This is a genomic window from Kitasatospora sp. NPDC050463 (assembly GCF_040655255.1).
Lineage (GTDB): Bacteria > Actinomycetota > Actinomycetes > Streptomycetales > Streptomycetaceae > Kitasatospora.
Map to the genome: position 1 here is coordinate 43,696 of NZ_JBFAJO010000009.1, position 21,506 is coordinate 65,201.

Consider the following 21,506-nt stretch of genomic DNA (forward strand, 5'->3'; position numbering starts at 1 on the left):
GCGGCCGGGGGCCGGGCGGGCCGGGGTTACGGGCCCGCGCGCGAGGCCCGACCCGCGCGGCAGGGGCCCGGATAAGCGGTGTTAGCGTGCCTGCTCGGGGCTCGGAAACCGTTCGCCCCGGCTGCCCACGCCGCGTGCCGGGTGCGCAGCCCCCGTTGGATCAAAGGGTGTCCCCGCCATGGCCAAATTCCTGCTGAGCCTGCACGTCCTCGCCTCGGTGCTGTTCGTCGGCCCGGTGGCGGTGGCGGTGAGCATGTTCCCGCGCCGGGCCAGGGCCGCACTCGCCGGCGGTCCGGACCGCGCTGCCGAGGCCGGCACCCTGCGTCTGCTGCACCGGATCACCCAGGTCTACGCGCTGCTCGGGATAGCCGTCCCGATGATGGGCATCGGCGTCGCCCAGGTGATGGACGTGCTGGGGCAGTCCTGGCTGATCGTCTCGATGGTGCTCACCGCGCTCGCGGCGCTCTCGCTGCTGCTGTTCGTCCTGCCCGGGCAGCAGGCGGCGGTGGACGCGCTCGACCTCGACGCCGAGGCCCCGGAGCACGGAAAGGCCGTCCAGGGCCTGCGGCTGCTCCCCATGACGGCCGGGGTGTTCAACCTGCTCTGGGCCGTGGTCGTCGTCCTGATGATCATCCGCCCCGGTTCGACCACCGGCGCCTGACCGGCCGACCACGCCGGGAGTACCGTCCTGTCATGACGACAGCGGGTCTCGACACCGGTACGGGGACGGGCGCGGGGGCGCTGCTGCGCGGCTGGCGCGAACGGCGGCAGCTCAGCCAACTGCAACTGGCACTTCGGGCCGGCTCCTCGGTCCGGCACATCAGCTTCGTCGAGACCGGGCGCTCCCGGCCCAGCCAGGAGATGCTGCTGCGGCTCGCCGAGCAGCTGGACGTCCCCGTCCGCGAGCGCAACTCCCTGCTGCTGGCCGCCGGTTACGCCCCGCACTACCCCGAGACGCCGCTGGACGACCCGGCGATGGACGCGCTGCGGGCCGGAATGGAACGGCTGCTGGCCTCGCACGACCCGTACCCGGCCGTGGTGGTCGACGGCACCTTCCGGGTGCTGGCCGCCAACCGCTCGCTCGGCGTACTGCTCTCCGGCGTGGCCCCGCACCTGCTGGAACCTCCGCTCAACGCCATGCGGATCACCCTGCACCCCGAGGGGCTGGCCCCGCACATCGTCAACTTCCGGCAGTGGCGGCGGCACCTGCTGGAGCGGATGGACCATCAGATCTCGCGGGTCCGCTCGGAGCCGCTGCGAGCGCTGTTCGACGAGGTCCGCACCTATCCCGAGCCGGAGTCGGTCTTCGACGAGCCCGAGGAGGACATCACCGAACTGTTCCCGTTCGCCCTGCCCATGCGGGTGGCGGTCGACGGGCAGGTGCTGTCCTTCCTCTCCACCATCGCGACCTTCAACACACCCATGGACGTGACCGTCTCCGAGCTGGCCATGGAGACCTTCCTCCCGGCCGACGCGCAGACGGTCGCGTTCCTACAGGCGGCGGTACCGGCCGATCGTTAGCGGGCCACCCGGCCGGTCATCCGCGCGCGGGTCGCGTCGCCGGTCGTCAGCGGGCCACCCGGCCGAGGCCGCGCAGGGCGGTGAACTGGAGAGCGGCGAACAGCAGCACGGTGCCGGCCTGCACCGGGATCCAGACCAGCCCGGCGGTGCTCGGCTCCAGCCAGACCACCATCGCCACCGGGCTGAGCGCCGCCCAGACCACGTTGATGTCGATCACCACCTGCACGGCGAGGCGGGCCGGGCGACGGCGGGCGGCCAGGACGCCGACCGCCAGGCCGAACGCCGTGAGGACGGCGCCCAGCTCGACCAGGGTGGAGCTGCCGACACCGAGCAGGTCGCCGAGCGGGCCGGCGAAGGCCAGGTAGGCGAGGCCGTTGCCGCCGCTGACCAGCGCGTCGAGGGCGAGGAAGCGGCGCAGGTTCTGCCGGCCCTTCCGGTCGGCGGCGGAGGTGGGTCGGGCGGCGGCGAGGGTGTTCGCGGACATGGCGGATCAGCCTCCGGAAGAGTGGTCGGATCCCGGTGCGGTCGGCGCGACCAGGTGCTCCACACTCTGCCCGGCCCTCCCCCGGGCGTCGATTACCTCCGAGGTAATGGCCCAGGTCAGCGACCGGGCCGGCGACCGGGCCGGCGCCGGACCGGGCTGAGCCGGGCCCGGTTCAGGGCCGTGGTCGCGGACGCTGCAACGGGACGCCCGCCCGTTTCACCGCGCGGGCGACGATCGCCGTCTCGGCCCGGTCGACGCCGAGCGGGCCGAGCGTCCCGGTGAGGAAGCGGTAGAGGCCGCCGTGATCAGCACAGAACAGAGTGGCCACCAGGTTGGTCGGGCCACTGGTGGCGAAGACCCCGTGCACCTGGGGGTGACGGGCCAGCGCCGTACCGACCTCGGCGAGCCGGCCCGGGGGGACGTCCAACCAGAGGTTCGCGTCCACAGCCATGCCCAGCAGCCGCGGGTCGACGGTGGCGTGGGTGCGGAGCAGACCAGCGGCGGAAAGCCGGTGCAGTCGGCGGCGGACGGTCGACTCGGGTGCGCCGACGGCCGCTGCCAGGGTGGCGTGGGACTGCCGGGCGTCGACGGACAGGCGGGCGAGCAGAGCGCGGTCGAGCGCGTCGAGCGGGAGCTTCTCCCGGGGGTGATCGGCGGCCGTCGGGGTCGACGCGGGTGCGGGCGCTGGTGCGGGTGCGGGCGCTGGTGCGGGTGCGGGCGCTGGTGCGGGTGCGGGTAGGGCCGGCGTCAGTGCGGCCACCTCGGCCTCGTCGAGGTAGCCGGCCTGCCACTGCCCCGCGTCGGAGAAGGCGTGCAGCACCGCGTGCGTGGTGGTCTCGGTGACCGCCGCGGTGGCGGGCAACTGCCCGTACAGCAGCCGGTCCCGGGCGCCGGCGTCGCTCAGCATCACCGCGCCGACCTCCTGACCGCCGAGCATGACGTCGACGAACGGGACGTCCGGGCGGTCGGCCAGGGCCTGCGCGATGGTGTCGACCTTGCCGCGCAGCACTCGGACCCTCAGCAGCAACGCGCCGACGGCGGCGTCCTCGACCTCGGGCATCCGCACCACGCGCAGCAGCCCGGTCTGCTGCAACCGGGCCAGCCGACGGGTGACGGTCCGGGCGGAGACGCCGAGCACCTCGGCGATCCGGCCGGTCTCGGCCCGGCCGTCGACCTGGAGGGCACAGACCAGGCGGCGGTCCAGCAGATCCAGCACGCTGTCCGGATCCGCAGTCGAGATATCCATGGTGTCCGATCTCCGTCAGTTCCGGCCGACCCGAAGTCCCGTTCGGCAGCACTGACGGTACTCCTTGTCCGGAACGGCCGGGAGGGTTCCCCGGCCCGCGACGGATCGGAGAACGGCGATGGACGAGGTACGGGAGCTCAGGGAGCTGCTGCCCGGGGTCGAGGCGGCGGTACGGGAGGTCGGCGCACGGCTGGCGGCGGTGCGGCCGGCCGGGCCCACCCCCGGGCGGACGGTCGCGGAGGCGATGGCGCACTTCGCCGAGGTGGACGGCCCGGCCGCCGGCCACCTACGGGCCCGGCTGGGTGAACTGCGGCCGCGGGCCGGCTGGGTGACGGACGAACTGGCGGGCGAGGTGCCGGCCGAGGGCGAGTGGTGGCTCTGCGACGCCGTCGACGGCGCCGTACAGTACCTGCTCGGCCAGCAGCAGTGGGCCGTCACCGCCACCCTGGTGCGGGACGGCGTCGCGGTCCTGGCCGTGGTGCACACCCCGGAGCTCGGCGGGCGGACCTTCCGCGCGGTGCGGGGCGGCGGCGCCGAGCTGGACGGGCGGCCCGTCGCACCGCCGGACCGCGAGCTGTCGGCGGCCGTCGCCGGGACGGGCCAGCCGCCCCTGGTGGCCGCGGACCCGGTGGCGCTGCGCCGCGCCGGCGAGTCGCTGACGGCGGTGCTGGGCGAGGTCCTGGCGGTCCGCAGCCTCGGGCCGGCCTCGTTGCAGGTCGCCCAGGTCGGCTCCGGACAGTTGGCGCTGTTCTGGGAGTACGGGGCGGACGCGGGCAACCTGCTGCCGGGCGCGCTGATCGCGGCCGAGGCGGGCGCGACGGTGACGGACGCCGCCGGGGCGGCCTGGACGGCCGGCTCCGACAGCTTCCTCGCCGCCGCGCCCGGGCTGCACGCGGACCTGCTGGAGGTGTTGCGGACGGTGCGGTGATCAGCCCGCCGGGTCGAGCCCGAAGAGCCCGGCGGCGTTGTCGTGGCAGACCGCCCGCAGCCACTCCTCCCCCAGCCCCAGGGCGGCCAGCGCCTCCAGTTGGTGGACGTACCGGTACGGGATGTTGGGGAAGTCGCTGCCGAGCAGGACTCGGTCCTGGAGAGCGCGCAGGCGCGGCAGTTCGGTGCGCGGGAACGGGTCGTCGGCCTCGACGAAGTCGGTGAACGCCATGGTGGTGTCCAGCCGGACGGACGGGTGACGCTCGGCGAGATCGAGGAAGTCGCGGTACTCCGACATACCCAGGTGGGCGACCACCAGGGGAAGCCGCGGATGCCGGTCCAGCACCTGGCCGATCGGGCCGGGGCCGGTGAACTTGCCCGCCACCGGCCCGGATCCGCAGTGCACGACCACCGGGGTGCCGGTCTGCGCGAGCAGCCCCCAGACCTCGTCCAAGCGACGGTCCGTCGGGTCGTAGCCGCCGACCTGGAGGTGCGCCTTGAACACCCGGGCGCCGTCCTCGACCGCCCGCGCCACGTAGGCGGGTGCCTCGGACTCGGCGAAGAAGGTCGCGGTGTGCAGGCAGTCCGGGGTGCGGGCGGCGAAGTCGACCGCCCAGGCGTTCAGCCAGGAGGCCATCCCGGGCTTGTGCGGGTACAGCATCGACGTGAACGCCCGGACGCCGAACTCCCGCAGCCGCTCGACGCGTTCGGCCTCGGCGACGCGGTAGGTGATCGGCCAGGAGCGGTTGACGAGCGGGCCGGCCGCGTCGAAGTACGCCCACACCTTGTCGAGTACGTTCTTCGGCATGAAGTGGGTGTGCACGTCGACCAGGCCGGGCAAGCCGAGGGCCTGCCAGAACCGGCGGACCTCCGCCACCTCGTCCGCGCTCACGCGGGCACCGGGCGGGCGCGGTCGATGATCGCCCCGGCGTCGAGGCCGGCGGGCAGGGTGCCGAAGGCCGCGCCGTGGTCGCCGCCGAGGCGGGAGGCGCAGAAGGCGTCGGCCACCGCCGGGTCGCCGTGCCGCACCAGCAGCGAACCCTGGAAGGCCAGCGCCATCGCCTCGACCAGCCGGCGCGTCCGGTACTCCAGATCGCTCGCGTCGGTGAGCTGCTTGCGGAGTTCGGCGACGGCGGCGTCGAGCCGGCGGTCCGCGCCGGCAGCGGCGTCCAGCTCGCCGAGGAAGGCCTCGACGGTCTCGGGGTGCCTGGCCATCGCACGCAGCGCGTCCAGGGCGGCGACATTGCCGGAGCCCTCCCAGATCGAGACCAGCGGCGCCTCGCGGTAGAGCCGGGGCATGCCGGACTCCTCGACGTAGCCGTTCCCGCCGAGGCACTCCAGCGCCTCGGCAGCGTGGGCCGGACCGCGCTTGCAGACCCAGTACTTGGCGACCGCCAGCCCCAGCCGGCGCACCAGCACCTCCGTCTCGTCCCCGGCGAGCGCCCGGTCGGTGGCCTCGGCAAGCCGCATCGCCACGATGGTGGCCGCCTCGGACTCCACCACCAGGTCGGCGAGTACGTTGCGCATCAGCGGCTGGTCGACCAGCGCCTTGCCGAACGCCCGCCGGTGCAGGGCGTGCTGGACCGCCCGAGTGGCCCCGAGGCGCATGCCGGCGGCGGCGCCGACGGTGCAGTCGAGGCGGGTCATGTTGACCATCTCGATGATGGTCCGGACCCCGCGGCCCTCCTCGCCCACCAGCCAGCCGACCGCGCCGTCGTACTCGAGCTCGGCGGAGGCGTTGGACTTGTTCCCCAACTTGTCCTTGAGCCGCTGGAGGTGGAGGCGGTTGCGGGAGCCGTCCGGGAGGACGCGGGGCAGCATGAAACAGCTGAGCCCGCCGGGCGCCTGGGCCAGCGTCAGGAAGAGGTCCGACATCGGCGCCGAGGTGAACCACTTGTGGCCGGTCAACCGGTAGGTGCCGTCCGCCTGCGGGGTGGCGGTGGTGGTGGTGGTGCGGACGTCCGAGCCGCCCTGCTTCTCGGTCATCGACATGCCGGCGATCAGCCCGCGCTTGCCGTGCGGCTCACGCAGCCCGAAGTCGTACTCGGTGGCGGCCAGCAACGGCTCCAACTCGGCGGCCAGCGCCGGATTCGCGCGCAGCGCGGGAACGGCGGCGTAGGTCATCGAGATGGGACAGGTGTGGCCGGCCTCGACCTGACTCCAGACGAAGAACTTGGCGGCGCGGGCTGCGTGCGCACCCGGCCGGTCGTCCCGCCAGGGCGTGGCGTGCAGACCGTGGCCGACGGCGGTGCGCATCAGCTCGTGCCAGTACGGGTGGAACTCGACCTCGTCGATCCGGTGACCGAAGCGGTCGTGGGTGCGCAGTACGGGCGGGTACTCGTTGGCCAACCGCCCCCAGTCGGCGGCCTGTTCGGAGCCGGCCAGGCGGCCGAGCTCGTGCAGCTCGGCCTCGGCCCAGCCGGCGCCGGCCCGGTGCAGGGCCGCGAGCAGAGCCGGATCGGCGGCGGTGTCGTGCCCGTACGGCAGGGGCACCTGGTTGGTGACCTCGTGCGTCCTGGAGGCCGCGTACGCCACCTCGGTGGTGTCGGGCGTGGTGGTGTCGGGCGTCACGGCGTCGGGCGTGGTGGCGTCAGGCGTCGCTGTCATCGCGTCCTCCCAGGGCACGCAGGGTGAAGGAGACCAGGGCGGGGACCACCTCGGGCGGGGTGTCCCCGGAAACGGGTGCGTGGGCCGCGGCGAGCGGGCCGGCCAACGCCTCGCCGACCGCGCCGACCAGGGCTGCCGCGGTCAGCTCCGGATCCTGCCGGGGCAGCTGGCCGGCCGCCACGGCGGCGGCGATCTCGGTGGCGATCACATCGCGGAACGCCCGGCGGAACACCAGGCGTTCGGCGTCCACCACGGCGTCGGCCGGCTCGACCAGCAGCACATGGGCGAGCCTGGGCGCACGCAGGGCGCGGGCGGCGAAGGTCTCGACCACGGCGGCGATCCGCTGCTGCGGGGTCTCACGGCGGGCCACGGCCTCCGTGACGGCGGCGATCTCCCGGGTGACCACCCGGCGGAACAGTTCGACGGACAGCTCGGCCTTGTTGGCGAAGTGCTGGTAAAGGCTGCCGGTGGCGATCCCGGCCCGGTCCGCCACCGCGGCCATCGAGCAGCCGCCGTAACCGCGCTCGGCGAGCAACCCCACCGCGGCCTGCAGGACCGCCTCGCGCTGAGCGTCCAGCCGGGCTTGTACGGCGGGGGTGCGTCGGTAGGCCATGAAAGTATTGAAGCACTGATTCATTGCTTCGGGGAGAGGGCGCGCACCGTTCACCGTTGCCCGTTGCTCGACCGCTGGCCCCGGGCGCGGGCACGCCGAAGGGTCACCCCCCGCTCGCGCGAGGGGTGACCCCGGGTGATGCGTCCGGCTCCGGCCTACAGCCGGTGGTGCTCCAGCTTCAGGCCTTCCTCGTCCAGCGGCCCGAACGGCGGGATCTGGTGGGCCTGGGCGAGGGAACGGGCGGCGGTCGGGTCGGCCAGACCGGCCCACTCCAGCACCTTGGCGGTGGCCTCGGCCGACTCGTCGGCCTTCAACTTGCCGATGTTGGAGCCGTGGTTGCCCCCGGCCACGGTGTAGACGTAGCTGTCCTCACTGCCCCAGCCCAGCCGGAACGGCTCGGCACCCCACGGGTCGTTCTGGCCGTAGACGAAGATCATCCGCTCGGCGGAGTGCTTCACCCAGCGGTCGATGTCACGCATCGCGGACGGGTCGAAGCGCATCGGGATGTCCTTCGGCACATAGGTGCGCGGCGAGTACAGCTCCGTGTAGGCGTAGTGCTGCAGGCCCTTCAGGTGCGAGACGTCGAAGGAGGGCGCACCCAGTTGGGTACCCGCCTGGTAGTAGTACGCGGTGTACTTGGCGAGCGACTGGTCGCTGTTGCCGGTGATGCCGGACTGGGCATCGAACCACGCGTACAGCTGGTCGTCGGTGGCGGTGGCCGCCACCGGGACATCGGCGCAGTCCGCCTCGGTGCTGTACTGCCAGAACGCCCAGACGACGTCCAGCACGCCCGCCTCGTACGCCCGGTCGGCGCTGCCGGTGGTGGTGAAGGTGGAGCCGGCCGCCGCGTTGTCGGCCACGTAACGGGCCTCCAGGCGATCACGGCGGACGAGCAGCTCGCGCTGCGCGGCCGCGAGCGTGGCGCGGCATTCCGGCGTGCCGACGGTCCGGAAGAACTCGGTGTAGGCGGAGTCCTCGCGGTTGTCGACGTCGTTCGGCGCGACGTAGGCGACGGTGCCGGCCACGTCGTCCGGGAAGAAGCGGCGGTGGTAGGTCGAAGACATGCCGCCCTTGCTGGCCCCGGTCGAGAGCCACGCGCGCTGGTAGATCCGCTTCAGCGCGGTGATGATCCGGTGCGAGTCGGTGGCGGCCTGCTGGATGCCGGCCTTGGTCCAGTCCGCGGGCTCCGGGCGGGACGGCGAGAAGTAGCGGTACTCGATCGAGACCTGGTTGCCGTCGGTCAGCCGGGTCGGCTCGGTGCGCGAGGGATTGGTGCCGAGCGTGTAGCCGTTGGTGTAGAAGACGGTCGGACGGTCGTAGCCCCGGTGCAGCACGCTCAACCGCTGCTGGAAGGTGCCCAGCCAGGGGCGGAAGTGATCGATCGGCTGGGTGTAGGTGAGCAGGAAGTAGCGGTGACCGGTGGTGGTGGGCTTCTCCTCGGTGACGGTCATCCCCGGGATCGCCGCCAAGCGGTCCTTGATGTCGGCCGCGGGGTCGTCGGCGACGGCGGAGCCGGCCGCGGCCGCCCCGGAGTCCGCACCCGGGTCCGCACCGGCCGCCAGGGCCGGCGTCGCCAGGCCGAGGCCGAGCAGCGGTATCAGCAGAACGGCGACCAGCAGCCTTCTGAGCTTGGTGGACATCAACTCTCCATCGGATCAACGGAACTGTTCGACACTCTCCGGCAATCGGCGCCCGACTGCCGGACAATCGGCCGTCCGGTAGACGGCCGAGTGGGCCACCCGCGGATCGCGGATGGCCCACCAGGGGGAAATGTGCTGGTCAGGGGCGCGGCAGGGCGCAGCCGGGCCGGGTGAGGTCGAGGCGATTGCCGGCGGCGAAGCAGGCCGGGATGCCGTAGGTTTCCTGGGCGTAGTTGATGCCCTGGCGAACGGTCACCACACCGTTCTGGTCGACCTCGCACGGGTTGTTGTCCGTGCAGCGCTGCCCGTCCTCGTTGCCCGTGTTGTTCACGGCGACGACCTGGCCGGTGCTGGCGTCGACCACCGGGGAGCCGGAGGTGCCGCCGATGGTGTTGCAGCTGGAGGTGTAGCGGACCGAGTCCTTCCAGGTCCAGGAGCCCTCCTTGAGCCGGTAGACGAAGCCGTCGACCGAGCAGGAGTAGATCCTCTTCCAGTACCCGGAGACGACCTTGATCGCGGTGCCCTGCACGGGGTGGCTCGCGGAGATGGTCAGCGGGGCGATCCCGTAGCTGGACTGGATCGCGGCGTAGGTGGTGTTCAGCTGGTAGATCGACACGTCGGTGTCGGTCATCGTCCCGTAGACCACCTTGGTCGCGCGCAGCGTGGCGACCTTGGAGCCGGTGCCGTTGAGCAGCGAGAACGTGCGGCTGGAGGACTGGTTGACGACCACCTCGCCGGGACCGGGGAACCCGGTCTCCAGGCAGTGGCCGTTCGAGAGGACGAGCGCCGGGTCCGTCGCGGCGGAGCCAGGGAGCCGGACGAGCGAACCGGAACAGTTGCTGAGCGCCACCGTCCCGGCGAAGTTCACGGCGGCGACGGCCTGAGCCTGCTGGTCCTGGGAGGGGGCCTGGGCCTCGGCCACCGATCGGGCCTGCGCGCCCGCCGGCGACGAGGCGACCGCGGCGGGGGCACCGGCAAGGGCGGTGGCCCCGGCGAACAGGAGCGCGGCGAACATACCTATGAGCGGCTTCTTCATGAGAGACCTCTCGTTGTGGGGGTGCACCCAAGCTGGCGCGGACATGACGAGATGTCAAGAGCGCCACCACGGCGAAGAGGTCAGGCGGGGAGGGGCCACGGTTCCCCGACCGGGCCGACTCGGGCCGGAATGGGGTGGGGTGGGGCGGGGTAGGGCGGCCTGGCCGTCAGGCCGTCAAGCCGTCAAGCCGTCAGGCCCGGGGGTCCGTCAACCACCCTGCCAGTGACGGCGGCCGAGGCTGATCAGGCGCAGCTGGAGCCTGGCGGTGGCGGCGATATGCCGCTCGCGGGCCGGATCGGCATCCTGCGCCTCCAGGAAGGCGGCGGCCGTGGAGACCATGTGGTCGACGTACAGCTCGGCCAGCATCCGCAGATCCTCGTCGCTCCACCCGCGCGACACCGGCTGGAGCGCGAGAGCCGCACCGACCTCTGCGGCGAAGCGCCCGAGCTCGGTGTCGATCGCCTCCCGCACCTGCCGCACGCCCCCGTGCCGCTCGCGCGCCAGGAAACGTACGTGCGGCTGATGTTCGCGCACATGCCGCTCGATGACATCCACCGTCCGGTCGATCAGTTCCTCGGACCCGCCCGCCCCGGCCAGCACGGAGCGGATCATCACGTGGAGGCTGGCGAGCGACTCCTCGACCAGCGCCACCCCGAGCGCGGCGAGGTCCGGGAAGTGCCGGTAGAACGCGGCCGGGGACAGCCCGGCGGCCCGGGTGACCTCGCGAACGCCGAGGCTCGCGAGGTTCTGATCGGCCAGCAGGTGCAGCCCCGCATCCAGCAACGCGCGCCGGCTCTGCTGCTTCTGGGCCTGCCTGGCCCCAACGGTGTGACTCACGCCATTCAGTAAACAAGTGTTTGCCGAAAATGGCCAGCCCGGCGTAGAGTGACGGAGGATCCAGCGAACACTTGTAAACCCAAGGCGGTGGAAGCCGCCGGAAGGGACCCGCCATGATCCTGCTCACCGCCCTGGTCGCCATGGGCGTCCTCGTCGGCGCCGCCGCGCACACCTCGCTCCCGGTCTTCCTCGCCGCCTCCGCCGCCATCACCGCCTGGCTGCTCGCGTTCGCCGCCCGCGAGGGCATCGCCCGCCTGCGGCAGCGCTGACCCCCTGACCTCTGCCTGTCCCGCCGTCCCGTCGTCTTGCCGTCCGGAAAGGACCCTGCCGTCATGAGCACTGCCACGAGCAACGCCACCGGCGCCACCGCTCGGCGCCACCGCACCGCCGAGGCCGACAACCTGGCCGTCGCCTCCTTCCTCCTTGGCCTCCCGGGCCTGCTGCTCTTCAACATCGTCCTCGGCCCCCTCGCCATCACCCTCGCCACGCTCGCCCTGGTCCGGGGCACCCGCCGTCGCGGGCGTGCCGTCCTCGGCCTCGCCCTCGGCATCGCCGGGCTGGTCGTCCTCGCCGTCACCACGGTCGCTGGCCACGGCGTGCTCTGGCAGATCGGCGACTGAGTCGACGTCGGGCACCCCCGCCCTCGGGGCCCGGAGAGCCCCGGGCGACCACCCGGGCGACCCCAGGCGGCGCCGGCGCACCGGTCCAACGGCGGAAGCGAGCCGCTCGAACGACTGATCCAGCCAACCTGAGGCGCGAAGCCCGTCCGCCCCCGTACTGTGGCGACATCGGCCGGGTGACGACATGGGGGCTGGAGTGACGACCGAGTACCAGAGTGACGCGCAGTCGGGGCGGACGGGAGGCCCCGCGCGGGCAGGCCGGCTGCTCGCCGTCAGCGACCTGCACGTCTCCTACCAGGAGAACCGCGACCTGGTGGAGAAGCTGCAACCCGACTCCCCCGACGACTGGCTGATCGTGGCCGGTGACATCGCCGAGATCACCACCACCATCGAGTGGTCCCTGGGCCTGCTCGCCGAGCGCTTCGCCCGGGTCATCTGGGCGCCCGGCAACCACGAGCTGTGGACGCACCCCGACGACCCCGTCCAGCTGCGCGGCGTCGCCCGCTACGAGTACCTGGTGGACCTCTGCCGCCGCCTCGGTGTCGTCACCCCCGAGGACCCGTACCCGGTCTGGGAGGGCGCCGGCGGGCCGGTCGCCGTCGCACCGCTGTTCCTGCTGTACGACTACACCTTCCGGGCGCCGGGAACGACCACCAAGAAGGAGTCCCTGGAAGCCGCGTACAACAGCGGTGTGGTCTGCTCGGACGAGCGGCTGCTCCACCCGGACCCGTTCCCCGACCGCGACTCCTGGTGCCGCGAGCGCGTCCGGCTCACCGAGAAGCGGCTGGCGGCCTGCGACCCGGAGCTGCCGCTGGTCCTGGTCAACCACTACCCGCTGGTCCGCCACCCCACCGAGATCCTCTGGTACCCGGAGTTCGCCCAGTGGTGCGGCACCGAACTGACGGCCGACTGGCACCGACGCTTCAACACCGCCGCGATGATCTACGGCCATCTGCACATCCCCCGGGTGACCAGCTACGACGGGGTCCGCTTCGAAGAGGTCTCGCTGGGCTACCCACGCGAGTGGCGCCGCCGCGGCCTGCCGGACCCACTGCTGCGGCAGGTCTTTCCCCAGGGCGGCTGAGCTCCGGCCCCGGCCGGGCACCTGGCCCAGCCGGGGGAACGAGCACGGCCGGCGGCTGCGCAGGCCGGGTGCTGGAGGGCCTGCAGCCGAGGGCGGTGCGGCCGGGGCGGAATCACGGCAGGCATGTGCCCCGCTGGTGCACCCACCCCGCCGCACGCTCGGCCTGCGCGCGAACCGTCGCTCCGTCACGCCCTCACCCCCTCACTCCGTCGCGATCGCCCGGAGCACATCCAGGCGCGCCGCCCGCGCCGCCGGTCGCAGGCCTGCGACCGCACCCGCCGCCAACCCTGCGATCAGCACTATCGCGAGCTGTCCCGGCGGGATCGCGAACGAGCCCGTCCCGGCGCTGTCCGAGGCTCGCACCAACGCCCAGCCGAGGAACGCCCCCAGACCGAGCCCGCCGACCGTCCCGAACGCGGCCACCAGAACCGACTCCCAGCGCACCATGCCCCGTAGCTGCGCCCGGGTCTGACCGACCGCCCGCAGCAGCCCCATCTCCCTGGTCCGCTCGTGCACGGCCAGCGTCAGCGTGTTGGCGATACCGAGCAGCGCGATCAGCACGGCCAGCGCCAGCAGGGCGTAGACCACCGAGAGCATCATGTCGACCCCGCCGGCCGCACTCGCCGCGTACTGGTCCCGGTCCTGCACCTGCGGGTTCCCGAACGGCGCGGCGGCCTTCTCGACGGCGACCCTGCCCACGCCGAGCGGCACCGAGTCCTTGAGCCCGACCGCGACCATGGTGTCCGCGTCCTGTCCACGGTGCGGGGCCCAGGCCTGGCGGGTGATCAGGTAGTCCCCGGCCAACCCTCCGTCCTCGTAGAGGGCACGGATCGTGAACGGACCGCTCGTGCCGTCCGCGAAGGCGACACTCACGCTCTGGCCGAGCCGCCAGCCCCGCTGCTGTGCCTCGCTGCGCGTGACCGCCAGGCCGTCTGTGCCGAGCGTGTCGAGGGCGCCGTCGACGCGGCCGAGGTCGACGATCCCGGCCAGTCGCGCCGGGTCGGTGACGTCCAGCACCCGCCCGTGGCCGTCGATCCGCGCGACACCCCGGCCGAGGCCCACCGTCTGCTGTACCTCGGGCAGTTGGGCGAGCGCGTCCGCCAACTTGGGGCTGACCCCGCTGCCGCCCGCACCGAACGAGGGCGCGGTGACGGCGAGATCCCCGGCGAAGGACGAGCTCACCGTGGAGTCCAGGGTGGCCTTGATGGAGGCCCCGAACACCGTGAACAGCGTGACCACGGCGACGCCGATCATCAGGGCGCTCGCCGTGGCCGCCGTGCGGCGGGGATTGCGGGCCGCGTTGCGCCGGGCCAGCGTGCCGGACACCCCGCGCAGCCGGGCCAGCGGCGCGCCCAGCATCCGGACCGCGAGGGTGGCGGTGACGGGGCCGAGCACCACCACGCCGACCAGGACGGTCAGCGCACCACTCGCGGTCAGCGCGACCGACGGCCCGTCCGTCGCACCGAGGACGGTGACCGGAACACCCGCCGCGACCAGCAGCCCGCCGAGCACCGCCCGGACCCTGCCGGACCACCCTTCGGCGGCCCGGTCCACCCCGGTCTCGCGGAGCGCCGCCAGCGGCGCCGTGCGCCCCGCCCGGACGGCGGGCAGCAACGCCGAGCCCACCGCGACCAGGGTGCCGACGAGCAATGGCAGCACGACCGCGGCCGTACTGATCACCATGCCACCCGTCGGCAGCGAGAAGCCGAGCGCCGAGAACAGCGCCTTGAGCCCGGCCGCCACGCCGACCCCGGCGAGCAGCCCGCCGAGCGAGGCCAGTGCGCCGACGGCCAGCGCCTCCGCCAGCGTCGCCCCGAGCACCTGACCGCGCACCGCACCGAGCGCCCGCAACAGGGCGTTCTCCCTGGTCCGCTGGGCGACCACGATCGCGAAGGTGTTGTGGATGGTGAAGGTCGCGACCAGCAGCGCGATCCCGGCGAACACCAGGAGCAGCGTGGTGAACATGGTCAGGAATCGCCCCGACACCATCGCGGTGCTCTCCTGGGTGGCCGCCGTACCGGTGATCGCCTCCACCCCGCTCGGCAGCTCCGGTGTGATCCTCTTCGCCAACTCCTGCTGGGAGATCCCGTCCACCGACCGGATCTGGATCGAGCCGGCCTGACCCGTGCCCTTGGGCGTGAGGTACCGCTCGGCGTCGCCGAGGGTCAGTGCGGTGAAGGTGCTCGGCCCCATTCCGTCCGCGCTGTCCCCGAAAGTGGCGATGCCGACGACGGTGACGGTCACCGGGTCGGGGGTGCGCAGCACGGTGGTGGAACCGACGTGCAGCCCGCCGGCCTTCGCCGCACCGCGGTTGACCACGGCCTCGCCGGGCGCTTGCGGCGCCCTGCCCTCGGCGAGCCGGTAGGGGTTGAGTCGGCCGTCGGTGAGCCAGTTGCCGGCGAGGGTCGGCGGTCCCTGCCCGCCGACCGGCTTGCCGTCGCTGCCGACCAGTTGACCGGCGCCCTGGACGGACGCCTCGGCGGCGGCCACCCCGGGTACGCCCCGCAGCCGCTCGGCGAGCGCCGTGTCGACGGGCGCCCGCACGCCACCGGGCGTCCCCGGGGAGTCCAGGACGTCGGCGCTGCGGACCACCACGTCGGTACCGGCGTTGGCGTCGGCGAACAGGGTGTCGAAGTTGGAGCGCAGGGTGTCGCCGAGCACCATCGTCCCGGTCAGGAAGGCGACCCCGAGCAGGATCGAGAGGAAGGTGCCGACCAGACGCCGTTTGTGCGCTCCCAGGGAGCGCAGGCTGAGCCGGGCGGCGGCCGTCGCGGAGCTCATGACCGCCCCCGTTCGAAGGCCTTCATCCGGTCCAGCACCCGGCCCGCGCTCGGCTGCTCCATCTGGTCGACCAGTCGGCCGTCGGCCAGGAACAGGGCCTGGTCGGCGTAGCCGGCCGCCATCGGGTCATGGGTGACCATGACGACGGCCTGCCCCATCTCGTCGACGGCCCGACGCAGCAGACCGAGCACCTCGCCGCCGGTGCGGGAGTCGAGGTTGCCGGTGGGTTCGTCGGCGAAGACCACCTGCGGCCGTCCGGCGAGCGCCCGAGCCACGGCGACGCGCTGCTGCTGGCCGCCGGAGAGCTCGCTCGGGCGGTGGTGCAGCCGGTCGCCGAGGCCGACGACGTCGATCAGCGCGTCCAGCCAGCCCTGGTCGGGCGCGGCGCCGGCCAGGTCGAGCGGGAGGGTGATGTTCTCCCGGACGGTCAGCGTGGGCACCAGGTTGAACGCCTGGAACACGAAGCCGATCCGCTCCCGGCGCAGCAGGGTGAGGCGCCGGTCGCCGAGCGGGCCGAGTTCGGTACCGCCGATGTAGGCCCGGCCCGCGGTGAGGGTGTCGAGACCCGCCGCGCAGTGCATCAGGGTGGACTTTCCCGAACCGGACGGGCCCATGATCGCGGTGAACCCCCCGGCCGGGAAGTCGACCGTGACGTGGTCCAGCGCCCGGACCACGGTGTCGCCGACGCCGTAGACCTTCACGGCGTCGACGACCCGGGCGGCGGTGTCGCGTACGACGTCGAGCGTGCTCACTTTCCCGCGCCCCTTCCGTCCGGACCGCGCCGCGTCTCGGTGAGGACGGCCCGCTTGGCGCGGTACTCCTCCGCGTCGATGTCGCCCTCGGCGTACCGGCGGCCCAGGACGGCCAGCGGGTGGTCCGCCCCGGCGCCGCAGCCACGGCGCCAGACCGTCCTGCGCAGGACGACGATCAGAAGGAACACCACGGCGGCCCAGGCCAGCGGGATCAGCAGGATCCAGGGGCCGGGCCAATGCCCGTCGTGGTCGGCCAGCAGCGTGTACATGGTGGTTCATCTCCTCGGCGGTGGGGTTCAGCCGCTTCGGGGTACGCCCCGAAACACCTTGAGCCTCCCGCCGGGGGACCTACTCCCGCGTCCTCCGGACAGCGGCCGTTGGGCTACTCCCGCGGGAGTACGGACGGGCGGGTGCCCGCGCCCGCGAAGTACGCGCCGAGCGCCGAGCACCGGCCACCCGGGCACCCGGGCACCCGGGCACCCGGGCACCCGGGCACCCGGCCGCCCCAACCGCACACCGCACACCGCACACGCAACAAGGCCGACCGCAACGAGGCCGACCGGCAGGAACGCCCCTCAGCCCAGCCAGCCGGGCCGGACCAGGCCCGACTCATAGGCGACCACGACGAGTTGGGCCCGGTCCCGCACGCCGAGCTTCACCATGGCCCGGCTGACGTGCGTCTTCGCGGTCAGCGGGCTGACCACCAGACGACGGGCGATGTCCTCGTTGGACAGCCCCATACCCACCAGCGCCAGCACCTCGCGCTCCCGCTCGGTGAGCACCGAGATGTCCGAGAGCCCCGCCGGGATCTGCTCCGGCGCCTTGGAGCGGGCGGCGAACTCGCCGATCAGCCGACGTGTCACCCCCGGCGAGAGCAGGGCGTCGCCCTCGGCCGCGACCCGGACGGCCCGCAGCAGCTCGGCCGGCTCGGTGTCCTTGACCAGGAAGCCGGCCGCCCCCGAGCGCAGCGCCTCGAAGACGTACTCGTCCAGTTCGAAGGTGGTCAGGACGACCACCCGCACCTCGGCCAGCGCCGGATCAGCGGCGATCCGGCGGGTGGCCTCCAGCCCGTCCGTCCGGGGCATCCGAATGTCCATCAGGACGACGTCGGGGCGCAGTTCGCGGGCGAGGCGCACGGCGGCCTCGCCGTCGTCCGCCTCGCCGACCACGGTGAGGTCGTCCTGCTGGTCGAGCAGCGCCCGGAAGCCCGCCCGCACCAGCAGCTGGTCGTCCGCCAGCAGGACCCTGATCACGCGTCCTCCACCCCGGTCGTGGGCAGCGTCGCCCGGACCCTGAATCCGCCGCCCGCCAGCGGCCCTGCCGTGATGGTGCCGCCGAACGCGGCGACCCGCTCCCGCATCCCGGTCAGCCCGCTGCCGCTGCCGCCCGCGTCGCCGGTGGCGGCCGGGCCCGGGTCGTCGACCGTGACGACCAGGGCAGCCGGGTCGGTCCAGTCCAGGCCGACGGTCGCCTGCCGGGCGACCGAGTGCCGAATCACGTTGGTCAGCGCCTCCTGAACGATCCGGAAGGCCGTCAGGTCGACGCCGGCTGCCGGTGCACGCCGCTCGCCCGTCTCACGCACCTCCACCGCCAGGCCGACCCGCTCGGCCTGCTCGGTCAGCTCGTCGAGCCGGGCCAGCCCGGGCGCCGGGCCGCGCGGCGCCGCGGCTCCCGGTCCGCGCAGCGTCCCGAGCACCTGGCGGACCTCGCCAAGGGCCTCCTTGCTAGTCGCCTTGATCGTGGCCAGCGCCGTACGGGCCTGCTCCGGCCTGCTGTCGATCAGTTCGAGCGCGACCCCGGCCTGGACGCTGATCAGCGACAGGCTGTGCGCCAGGATGTCGTGCAACTCCCGTGCCATCCGTAGGCGCTCCTCGTCGACCCGGCGCTGCTCCTGCTGCTGCCGGAACTCCCGGTGGGCGGCCATCTGCTCCCGCCGGAACCGAATGATCTCGGCGACCGACAGCACCAGCAGCAGCCAGGCCACCAGCCCCAGCTCCTGCCACCACGCGATCGACACCGGCGCCGTGCGCAGCCAGTCGGCCGGCAGTACGAAGGTGATCACCACATGGGCGAGATAGACCCCGCCGAGGCCGGCCCAGGCGGCCCGCCGGTGGCCGGCGGCGACCGCCACGCAGCAGGCGATCACCCAGCTGACGAAGACCGGCCCGTACGGATAGCCGGCCACCAGGTACAGCGCGGTGACGGCCGAACTGCCCGCCACCGCCGCCACCGGCCACCGGCGGCGCAGCACCAACAGGGCCGGCCCGAGCAGCAGCAACAGGTAGCCGAACGCGTCCAGCGGAGCCCGCCCGCTCTGGTGCCGCCCGGCCACCGTGGACCCGACCACCTGCACCGCCGCGATGACGAGCGCCGCTGCCACCGGCCAGCCCGCCTTCGCGGCCCGCACCCAGGGCGGGCGCCAGGGCTCGGCCTGCCCGTTCGCGAGTGCGCCGAGCCCGCGCGCGGACGCGGCACGCCCGCCGGGACCGGGGCCCTCCTCCGGCACCGGCGGCTCCTCCGACGACGGCCCGGTAAGCCCATGCGACACGGGCGGCTCCTCCGACGACGGTCCGGGGCGCGCCCGCGGTGACTGGGGTGTACGCGGCGTCATGCCCGGAAGGCTAGACCCCGGGCGCACCCCACCGCGTCACCCGGGAGTGGGCTTCGGGCGTACTCCCGCGGGAGTACGTCCGAAGCGCGCCGGCCGGTCCGGGTCCACCCGGCGAGGCCGACTCTCCGCCGCTACCGCGACTCGGCGGCCTTCGCCTGGGCCTCCTCCGCCGTCGCCGAGGGTTCCGGCCGGGCCAGCGCCACCACCAGTTCTCCGGCGTCCACCTCCGCGATCAACGTGTCCCCCTCCTGCACCGTGCCGTCCAGCAGCAGGTTGGAGATCCGGTTGTCCAGCTCCGACTGGATGGTGCGGCGCAGCGGCCGCGCCCCGAACTCCGGCTGGTAGCCACGGTTCACCAGCCACTCCTCGGCCTCGTCGGTGACCTCCAGGCGCACGCCCTGCGCCTTCAGCCGGCGCCGGCTGCGCTCCAGCATCAGGTCGACCACCTTGAGGAGGTCGTCGCGGGAGAGCGCGTGGAAGACGATCACCTCGTCGATCCGGTTGAGGAACTCCGGCCGGAAGTGCGTCCGCAGGTCCCGCATCAGGTCGTCCCTGATCTCGTCCACGTCGCCCGCGTGGTCGAGGATCCGCTGCGACCCGATGTTGCTGGTCATGATCACCACGGTGTTGCGGAAATCGACCGTACGCCCCTGGGCGTCCGTCAGCCGCCCGTCGTCCAGCACCTGGAGCAGCAGGTTGAAGACGTCCGGATGCGCCTTCTCCACTTCGTCGAACAGCAGCACGCTGTACGGCTTGCGGCGGACCGCCTCGGTGAGCTGCCCCGCCTCGTCATAACCGACGTACCCGGGCGGGGAGCCGACCAGCCGGGAGACGGTGTGCTTCTCCTGGAACTCGCTCATGTCGAAGCGGATCATCCGGTCCGGGTCCCCGAACAGCAGCGCGGCCAGCGCCTTCGCGAGCTCGGTCTTGCCGACGCCGGTCGGCCCGAGGAACAGGAAGGACCCGGTCGGCCGCTCCGGATCGCCCATCCCGGCCCGGCCGCGCCGCACCGCCTGGGCGACCGCCGTGACCGCCTGGTTCTGCCCGATCACCTTCTGGTGCAGGTGCTCCTCCAGCTTGAGGAGCCGCTCGCGCTCGGTCGCGTTGAGCTCGGCGACCGGGATGCCGGTCCGGCCCGAGAGCACCTGCGCGATGTCCTCCGCGGTGACCGCGACGACCTTCTCGCGCGACTCCGTGATCGCGGCCAGCTCCTCCTCGGTCTGCCTCAGCTCGGTCTTCAGGTTGGCGGCCCGCACGAACTCCTCGTCCGAGACGGCCTCCTCCAACTCCCGGCGCAGCTTGGTGATCCGCTCCTGCACCGGCATCGCCTCCGTGGAACCGCTCAGACTGCGCAGCCGCACCCGCGCACCGGCCTGGTCGAGCAGGTCGATCGCCTTGTCGGGCAGGAAGCGGTCACTGACATAGCGGTCGGAGAGGCTCGCCGCGGCATCCAGCGCCTCGTCGGTGAACCGCACCTGGTGGTGCGCCTCGTACGCGTCACGCAGCCCGTGCAGGATCTCGATCGTCTCCTCGACGCTCGGCTCGGGCACCAGCACCGGCTGGAAGCGGCGCTCCAACGCGGCGTCCTTCTCCACGTGCTTGCGGTACTCGTCCAGGGTGGTGGCGCCCACCACGCTCAACTCACCGCGTGCCAGGGCCGGCTTGAGGATGTTGCCCGCGTCCATCGAACCCTCGCCCCCGCCCCCCGCACCGACCACGGTGTGCAGCTCGTCCAGGAAGAGGATCACGCTCTTCTCGGCCGCCGTGACCTCGTCGATCACGCTCTTCAGCCGTTCCTCGAACTCGCCCCGGTACTTGGAACCCGCCACCAGCCCGGTGAGGTCGAGAGCCACCACCCGCTTGTCGCGGAGGCTCTGCGGCACGTCCCCGGAGACGATCCGCTGGGCCAGACCCTCCACGATGGCGGTCTTGCCGACGCCCGGCTCACCGATCAGCACCGGGTTGTTCTTGGTCCGGCGGGAGAGGATCTCAACGGTCTGCTCGATCTCCTCCGCCCGCCCGACCACCGGATCCAGCCGGCCCGCCCGCGCCTCGTCGGTCAGGTCGCGGCCGTACTCGTCCAGGGTGGGCGTCTGGCTCGGGTGCGCGCCGGTACTGCTGCGCTCACCACCCGTCCCACGCCCCTCCATCACCGTGCGCAGCGCCTCCTGCGAGGGCGCCGCGTTGCGCAGGGCCACACCCGCACCCGAGCGCTCCTCCTCCAGCAGCGCGCCGAGGATGTGCTCCGGCCCGATGTACGAGGCGCCGGCCTCCTGTGAACGGGCGTGCGCGGCGAGCAGCGCACGCTTGGCGGACGGCGTGAGCGCGGGTCGACCCTCCGGCGCCTGCGCTCCGACCCCGGACGGCAACTCCTTGCCCAGGTCCTCGGCGAGCTGGTCGGCGTCGATGCCGGCCCGCTCCAGCATCCGCCGCGACGCATCCACCCGGGTGGCGGCCCAGACCAGGTGCGCGGTGTCGAGGTCGCTGCTTCCGTCCTCGGTGGCGCGATGCGCGGCGAGCGCCAGCAACTCCTGCGACGACTCGCTCAGGAGCCGCCCGATCGGCACCCGCTGCACGGCGGGCGGGGAGGCCATCGGGCTCATTCCGAAGAACCGGCTGAGCAGGTCGGAGAACGGGTCGCTCGATCCGAACGGGGGCATGGTCACCGTGGTTCACCTCTCCCAAGCAGTCTGGGCTCACACAAACACAGCCCCCCGGTGCCCGCCTCCCGGGCAGACCCGGTCGGC

At 73.1% G+C, this 21,506-nt stretch carries 20 protein-coding genes; 6 read left to right on the forward strand and 14 right to left on the reverse strand.

What is annotated here, in order from left to right; genetic code table 11:
- Nucleotides 1-178: 178 nt before the first annotated feature.
- Together AB0J08_RS08010 and AB0J08_RS08015 are read left to right on the forward strand one after the other, a co-directional pair.
- Nucleotides 179-661: a DUF2269 family protein gene (locus AB0J08_RS08010; RefSeq protein ID WP_360628708.1), complete on the forward strand. Its 483-nt coding sequence runs from the start codon at nucleotides 179-181 to the stop codon at nucleotides 659-661.
- A gap of 32 nt (nucleotides 662-693) precedes the next feature.
- Nucleotides 694-1,521 (forward strand): helix-turn-helix transcriptional regulator, encoded by an 828-nt coding sequence (locus AB0J08_RS08015; RefSeq protein WP_360628711.1) that lies wholly within the window; start codon nucleotides 694-696, stop codon nucleotides 1,519-1,521.
- A gap of 46 nt (nucleotides 1,522-1,567) precedes the next feature.
- Here AB0J08_RS08015 and AB0J08_RS08020 read toward each other — a convergent pair whose 3' ends face one another.
- Together AB0J08_RS08020 and AB0J08_RS08025 are read right to left on the reverse strand one after the other, a co-directional pair.
- Nucleotides 1,568-2,005 (reverse strand): hypothetical protein, encoded by a 438-nt coding sequence (locus AB0J08_RS08020; protein WP_360628714.1) that lies wholly within the window; start codon nucleotides 2,003-2,005, stop codon nucleotides 1,568-1,570.
- Between the two features lie 172 nt (nucleotides 2,006-2,177).
- Nucleotides 2,178-3,251 carry an Lrp/AsnC family transcriptional regulator gene (locus AB0J08_RS08025; RefSeq protein ID WP_360628717.1) on the reverse strand — a complete coding sequence of 358 codons (1,074 nt, stop codon included), beginning with the start codon at nucleotides 3,249-3,251 and terminating at the stop codon, nucleotides 2,178-2,180.
- A gap of 118 nt (nucleotides 3,252-3,369) precedes the next feature.
- Here AB0J08_RS08025 and AB0J08_RS08030 point away from each other — a divergent pair, with 118 nt between their 5' ends.
- Nucleotides 3,370-4,179, forward strand: coding sequence for an inositol monophosphatase family protein (locus AB0J08_RS08030; protein ID WP_360628720.1), 810 nt, complete (start codon nucleotides 3,370-3,372; stop codon nucleotides 4,177-4,179).
- Here the strand turns inward: AB0J08_RS08030 and AB0J08_RS08035 are convergent, their stop codons facing one another.
- From AB0J08_RS08035 to AB0J08_RS08060, 6 genes are all read right to left on the reverse strand, one after another.
- Nucleotides 4,180-5,070: an amidohydrolase family protein gene (locus AB0J08_RS08035; protein WP_360628723.1), complete on the reverse strand. Its 891-nt coding sequence runs from the start codon at nucleotides 5,068-5,070 to the stop codon at nucleotides 4,180-4,182.
- Nucleotides 5,067-6,785, reverse strand: a complete 1,719-nt coding sequence (locus AB0J08_RS08040; RefSeq protein ID WP_360628726.1) for an acyl-CoA dehydrogenase family protein — start codon at nucleotides 6,783-6,785, stop codon at nucleotides 5,067-5,069. Before AB0J08_RS08040 ends, AB0J08_RS08035 begins: the two co-directional genes overlap by 4 nt.
- Complete coding sequence (locus AB0J08_RS08045) at nucleotides 6,769-7,398, reverse strand: TetR/AcrR family transcriptional regulator (protein ID WP_360628730.1); 630 nt, start codon at nucleotides 7,396-7,398, stop codon at nucleotides 6,769-6,771. Before AB0J08_RS08045 ends, AB0J08_RS08040 begins: the two co-directional genes overlap by 17 nt.
- A gap of 155 nt (nucleotides 7,399-7,553) precedes the next feature.
- Nucleotides 7,554-9,038, reverse strand: coding sequence for a S28 family serine protease (locus AB0J08_RS08050; protein WP_360628733.1), 1,485 nt, complete (start codon nucleotides 9,036-9,038; stop codon nucleotides 7,554-7,556).
- Nucleotides 9,039-9,177: 139 nt separating this feature from the next.
- Nucleotides 9,178-10,074 (reverse strand): serine protease, encoded by an 897-nt coding sequence (locus tag AB0J08_RS08055; RefSeq protein WP_360628736.1) that lies wholly within the window; start codon nucleotides 10,072-10,074, stop codon nucleotides 9,178-9,180.
- Between the two features lie 207 nt (nucleotides 10,075-10,281).
- Nucleotides 10,282-10,911 carry a TetR family transcriptional regulator gene (locus tag AB0J08_RS08060; protein WP_360628739.1) on the reverse strand — a complete coding sequence of 210 codons (630 nt, stop codon included), beginning with the start codon at nucleotides 10,909-10,911 and terminating at the stop codon, nucleotides 10,282-10,284.
- A gap of 113 nt (nucleotides 10,912-11,024) precedes the next feature.
- Here AB0J08_RS08060 and AB0J08_RS08065 point away from each other — a divergent pair, with 113 nt between their 5' ends.
- From AB0J08_RS08065 to AB0J08_RS08075, 3 genes are all read left to right on the forward strand, one after another.
- Nucleotides 11,025-11,180, forward strand: coding sequence for a hypothetical protein (locus tag AB0J08_RS08065; RefSeq protein ID WP_360628742.1), 156 nt, complete (start codon nucleotides 11,025-11,027; stop codon nucleotides 11,178-11,180).
- A 63-nt stretch (nucleotides 11,181-11,243) separates the two neighbouring features.
- A complete protein-coding gene (locus AB0J08_RS08070; protein ID WP_360628745.1) occupies nucleotides 11,244-11,531 on the forward strand; it encodes a DUF4190 domain-containing protein in 288 nt (95 codons plus the stop codon).
- 196 nt (nucleotides 11,532-11,727) lie between these two features.
- Nucleotides 11,728-12,615 (forward strand): metallophosphoesterase, encoded by an 888-nt coding sequence (locus AB0J08_RS08075; protein WP_360628748.1) that lies wholly within the window; start codon nucleotides 11,728-11,730, stop codon nucleotides 12,613-12,615.
- Between the two features lie 201 nt (nucleotides 12,616-12,816).
- On the opposite strand, the gene AB0J08_RS08080 is transcribed toward AB0J08_RS08075, so the two are convergent.
- From AB0J08_RS08080 to AB0J08_RS08105, 6 genes are all read right to left on the reverse strand, one after another.
- Nucleotides 12,817-15,396, reverse strand: a complete 2,580-nt coding sequence (locus AB0J08_RS08080) for an ABC transporter permease (RefSeq protein ID WP_360628751.1) — start codon at nucleotides 15,394-15,396, stop codon at nucleotides 12,817-12,819.
- Complete coding sequence (locus tag AB0J08_RS08085; protein ID WP_360628754.1) at nucleotides 15,393-16,148, reverse strand: ABC transporter ATP-binding protein; 756 nt, start codon at nucleotides 16,146-16,148, stop codon at nucleotides 15,393-15,395. Before AB0J08_RS08085 ends, AB0J08_RS08080 begins: the two co-directional genes overlap by 4 nt.
- A complete protein-coding gene (locus AB0J08_RS08090; RefSeq protein WP_360628757.1) occupies nucleotides 16,145-16,417 on the reverse strand; it encodes an SHOCT domain-containing protein in 273 nt (90 codons plus the stop codon). The genes AB0J08_RS08085 and AB0J08_RS08090 overlap by 4 nt, the downstream gene beginning before the upstream one ends.
- Nucleotides 16,418-16,723: 306 nt before the next feature.
- Nucleotides 16,724-17,401 carry a response regulator transcription factor gene (locus AB0J08_RS08095; RefSeq protein WP_360628760.1) on the reverse strand — a complete coding sequence of 226 codons (678 nt, stop codon included), beginning with the start codon at nucleotides 17,399-17,401 and terminating at the stop codon, nucleotides 16,724-16,726.
- A complete protein-coding gene (locus tag AB0J08_RS08100; RefSeq protein ID WP_360628763.1) occupies nucleotides 17,398-18,696 on the reverse strand; it encodes a sensor histidine kinase in 1,299 nt (432 codons plus the stop codon). The genes AB0J08_RS08095 and AB0J08_RS08100 overlap by 4 nt, the downstream gene beginning before the upstream one ends.
- 194 nt (nucleotides 18,697-18,890) lie before the next feature.
- Nucleotides 18,891-21,425, reverse strand: a complete 2,535-nt coding sequence (locus AB0J08_RS08105; protein ID WP_360628766.1) for an ATP-dependent Clp protease ATP-binding subunit — start codon at nucleotides 21,423-21,425, stop codon at nucleotides 18,891-18,893.
- Nucleotides 21,426-21,506: the final 81 nt, after the last annotated feature.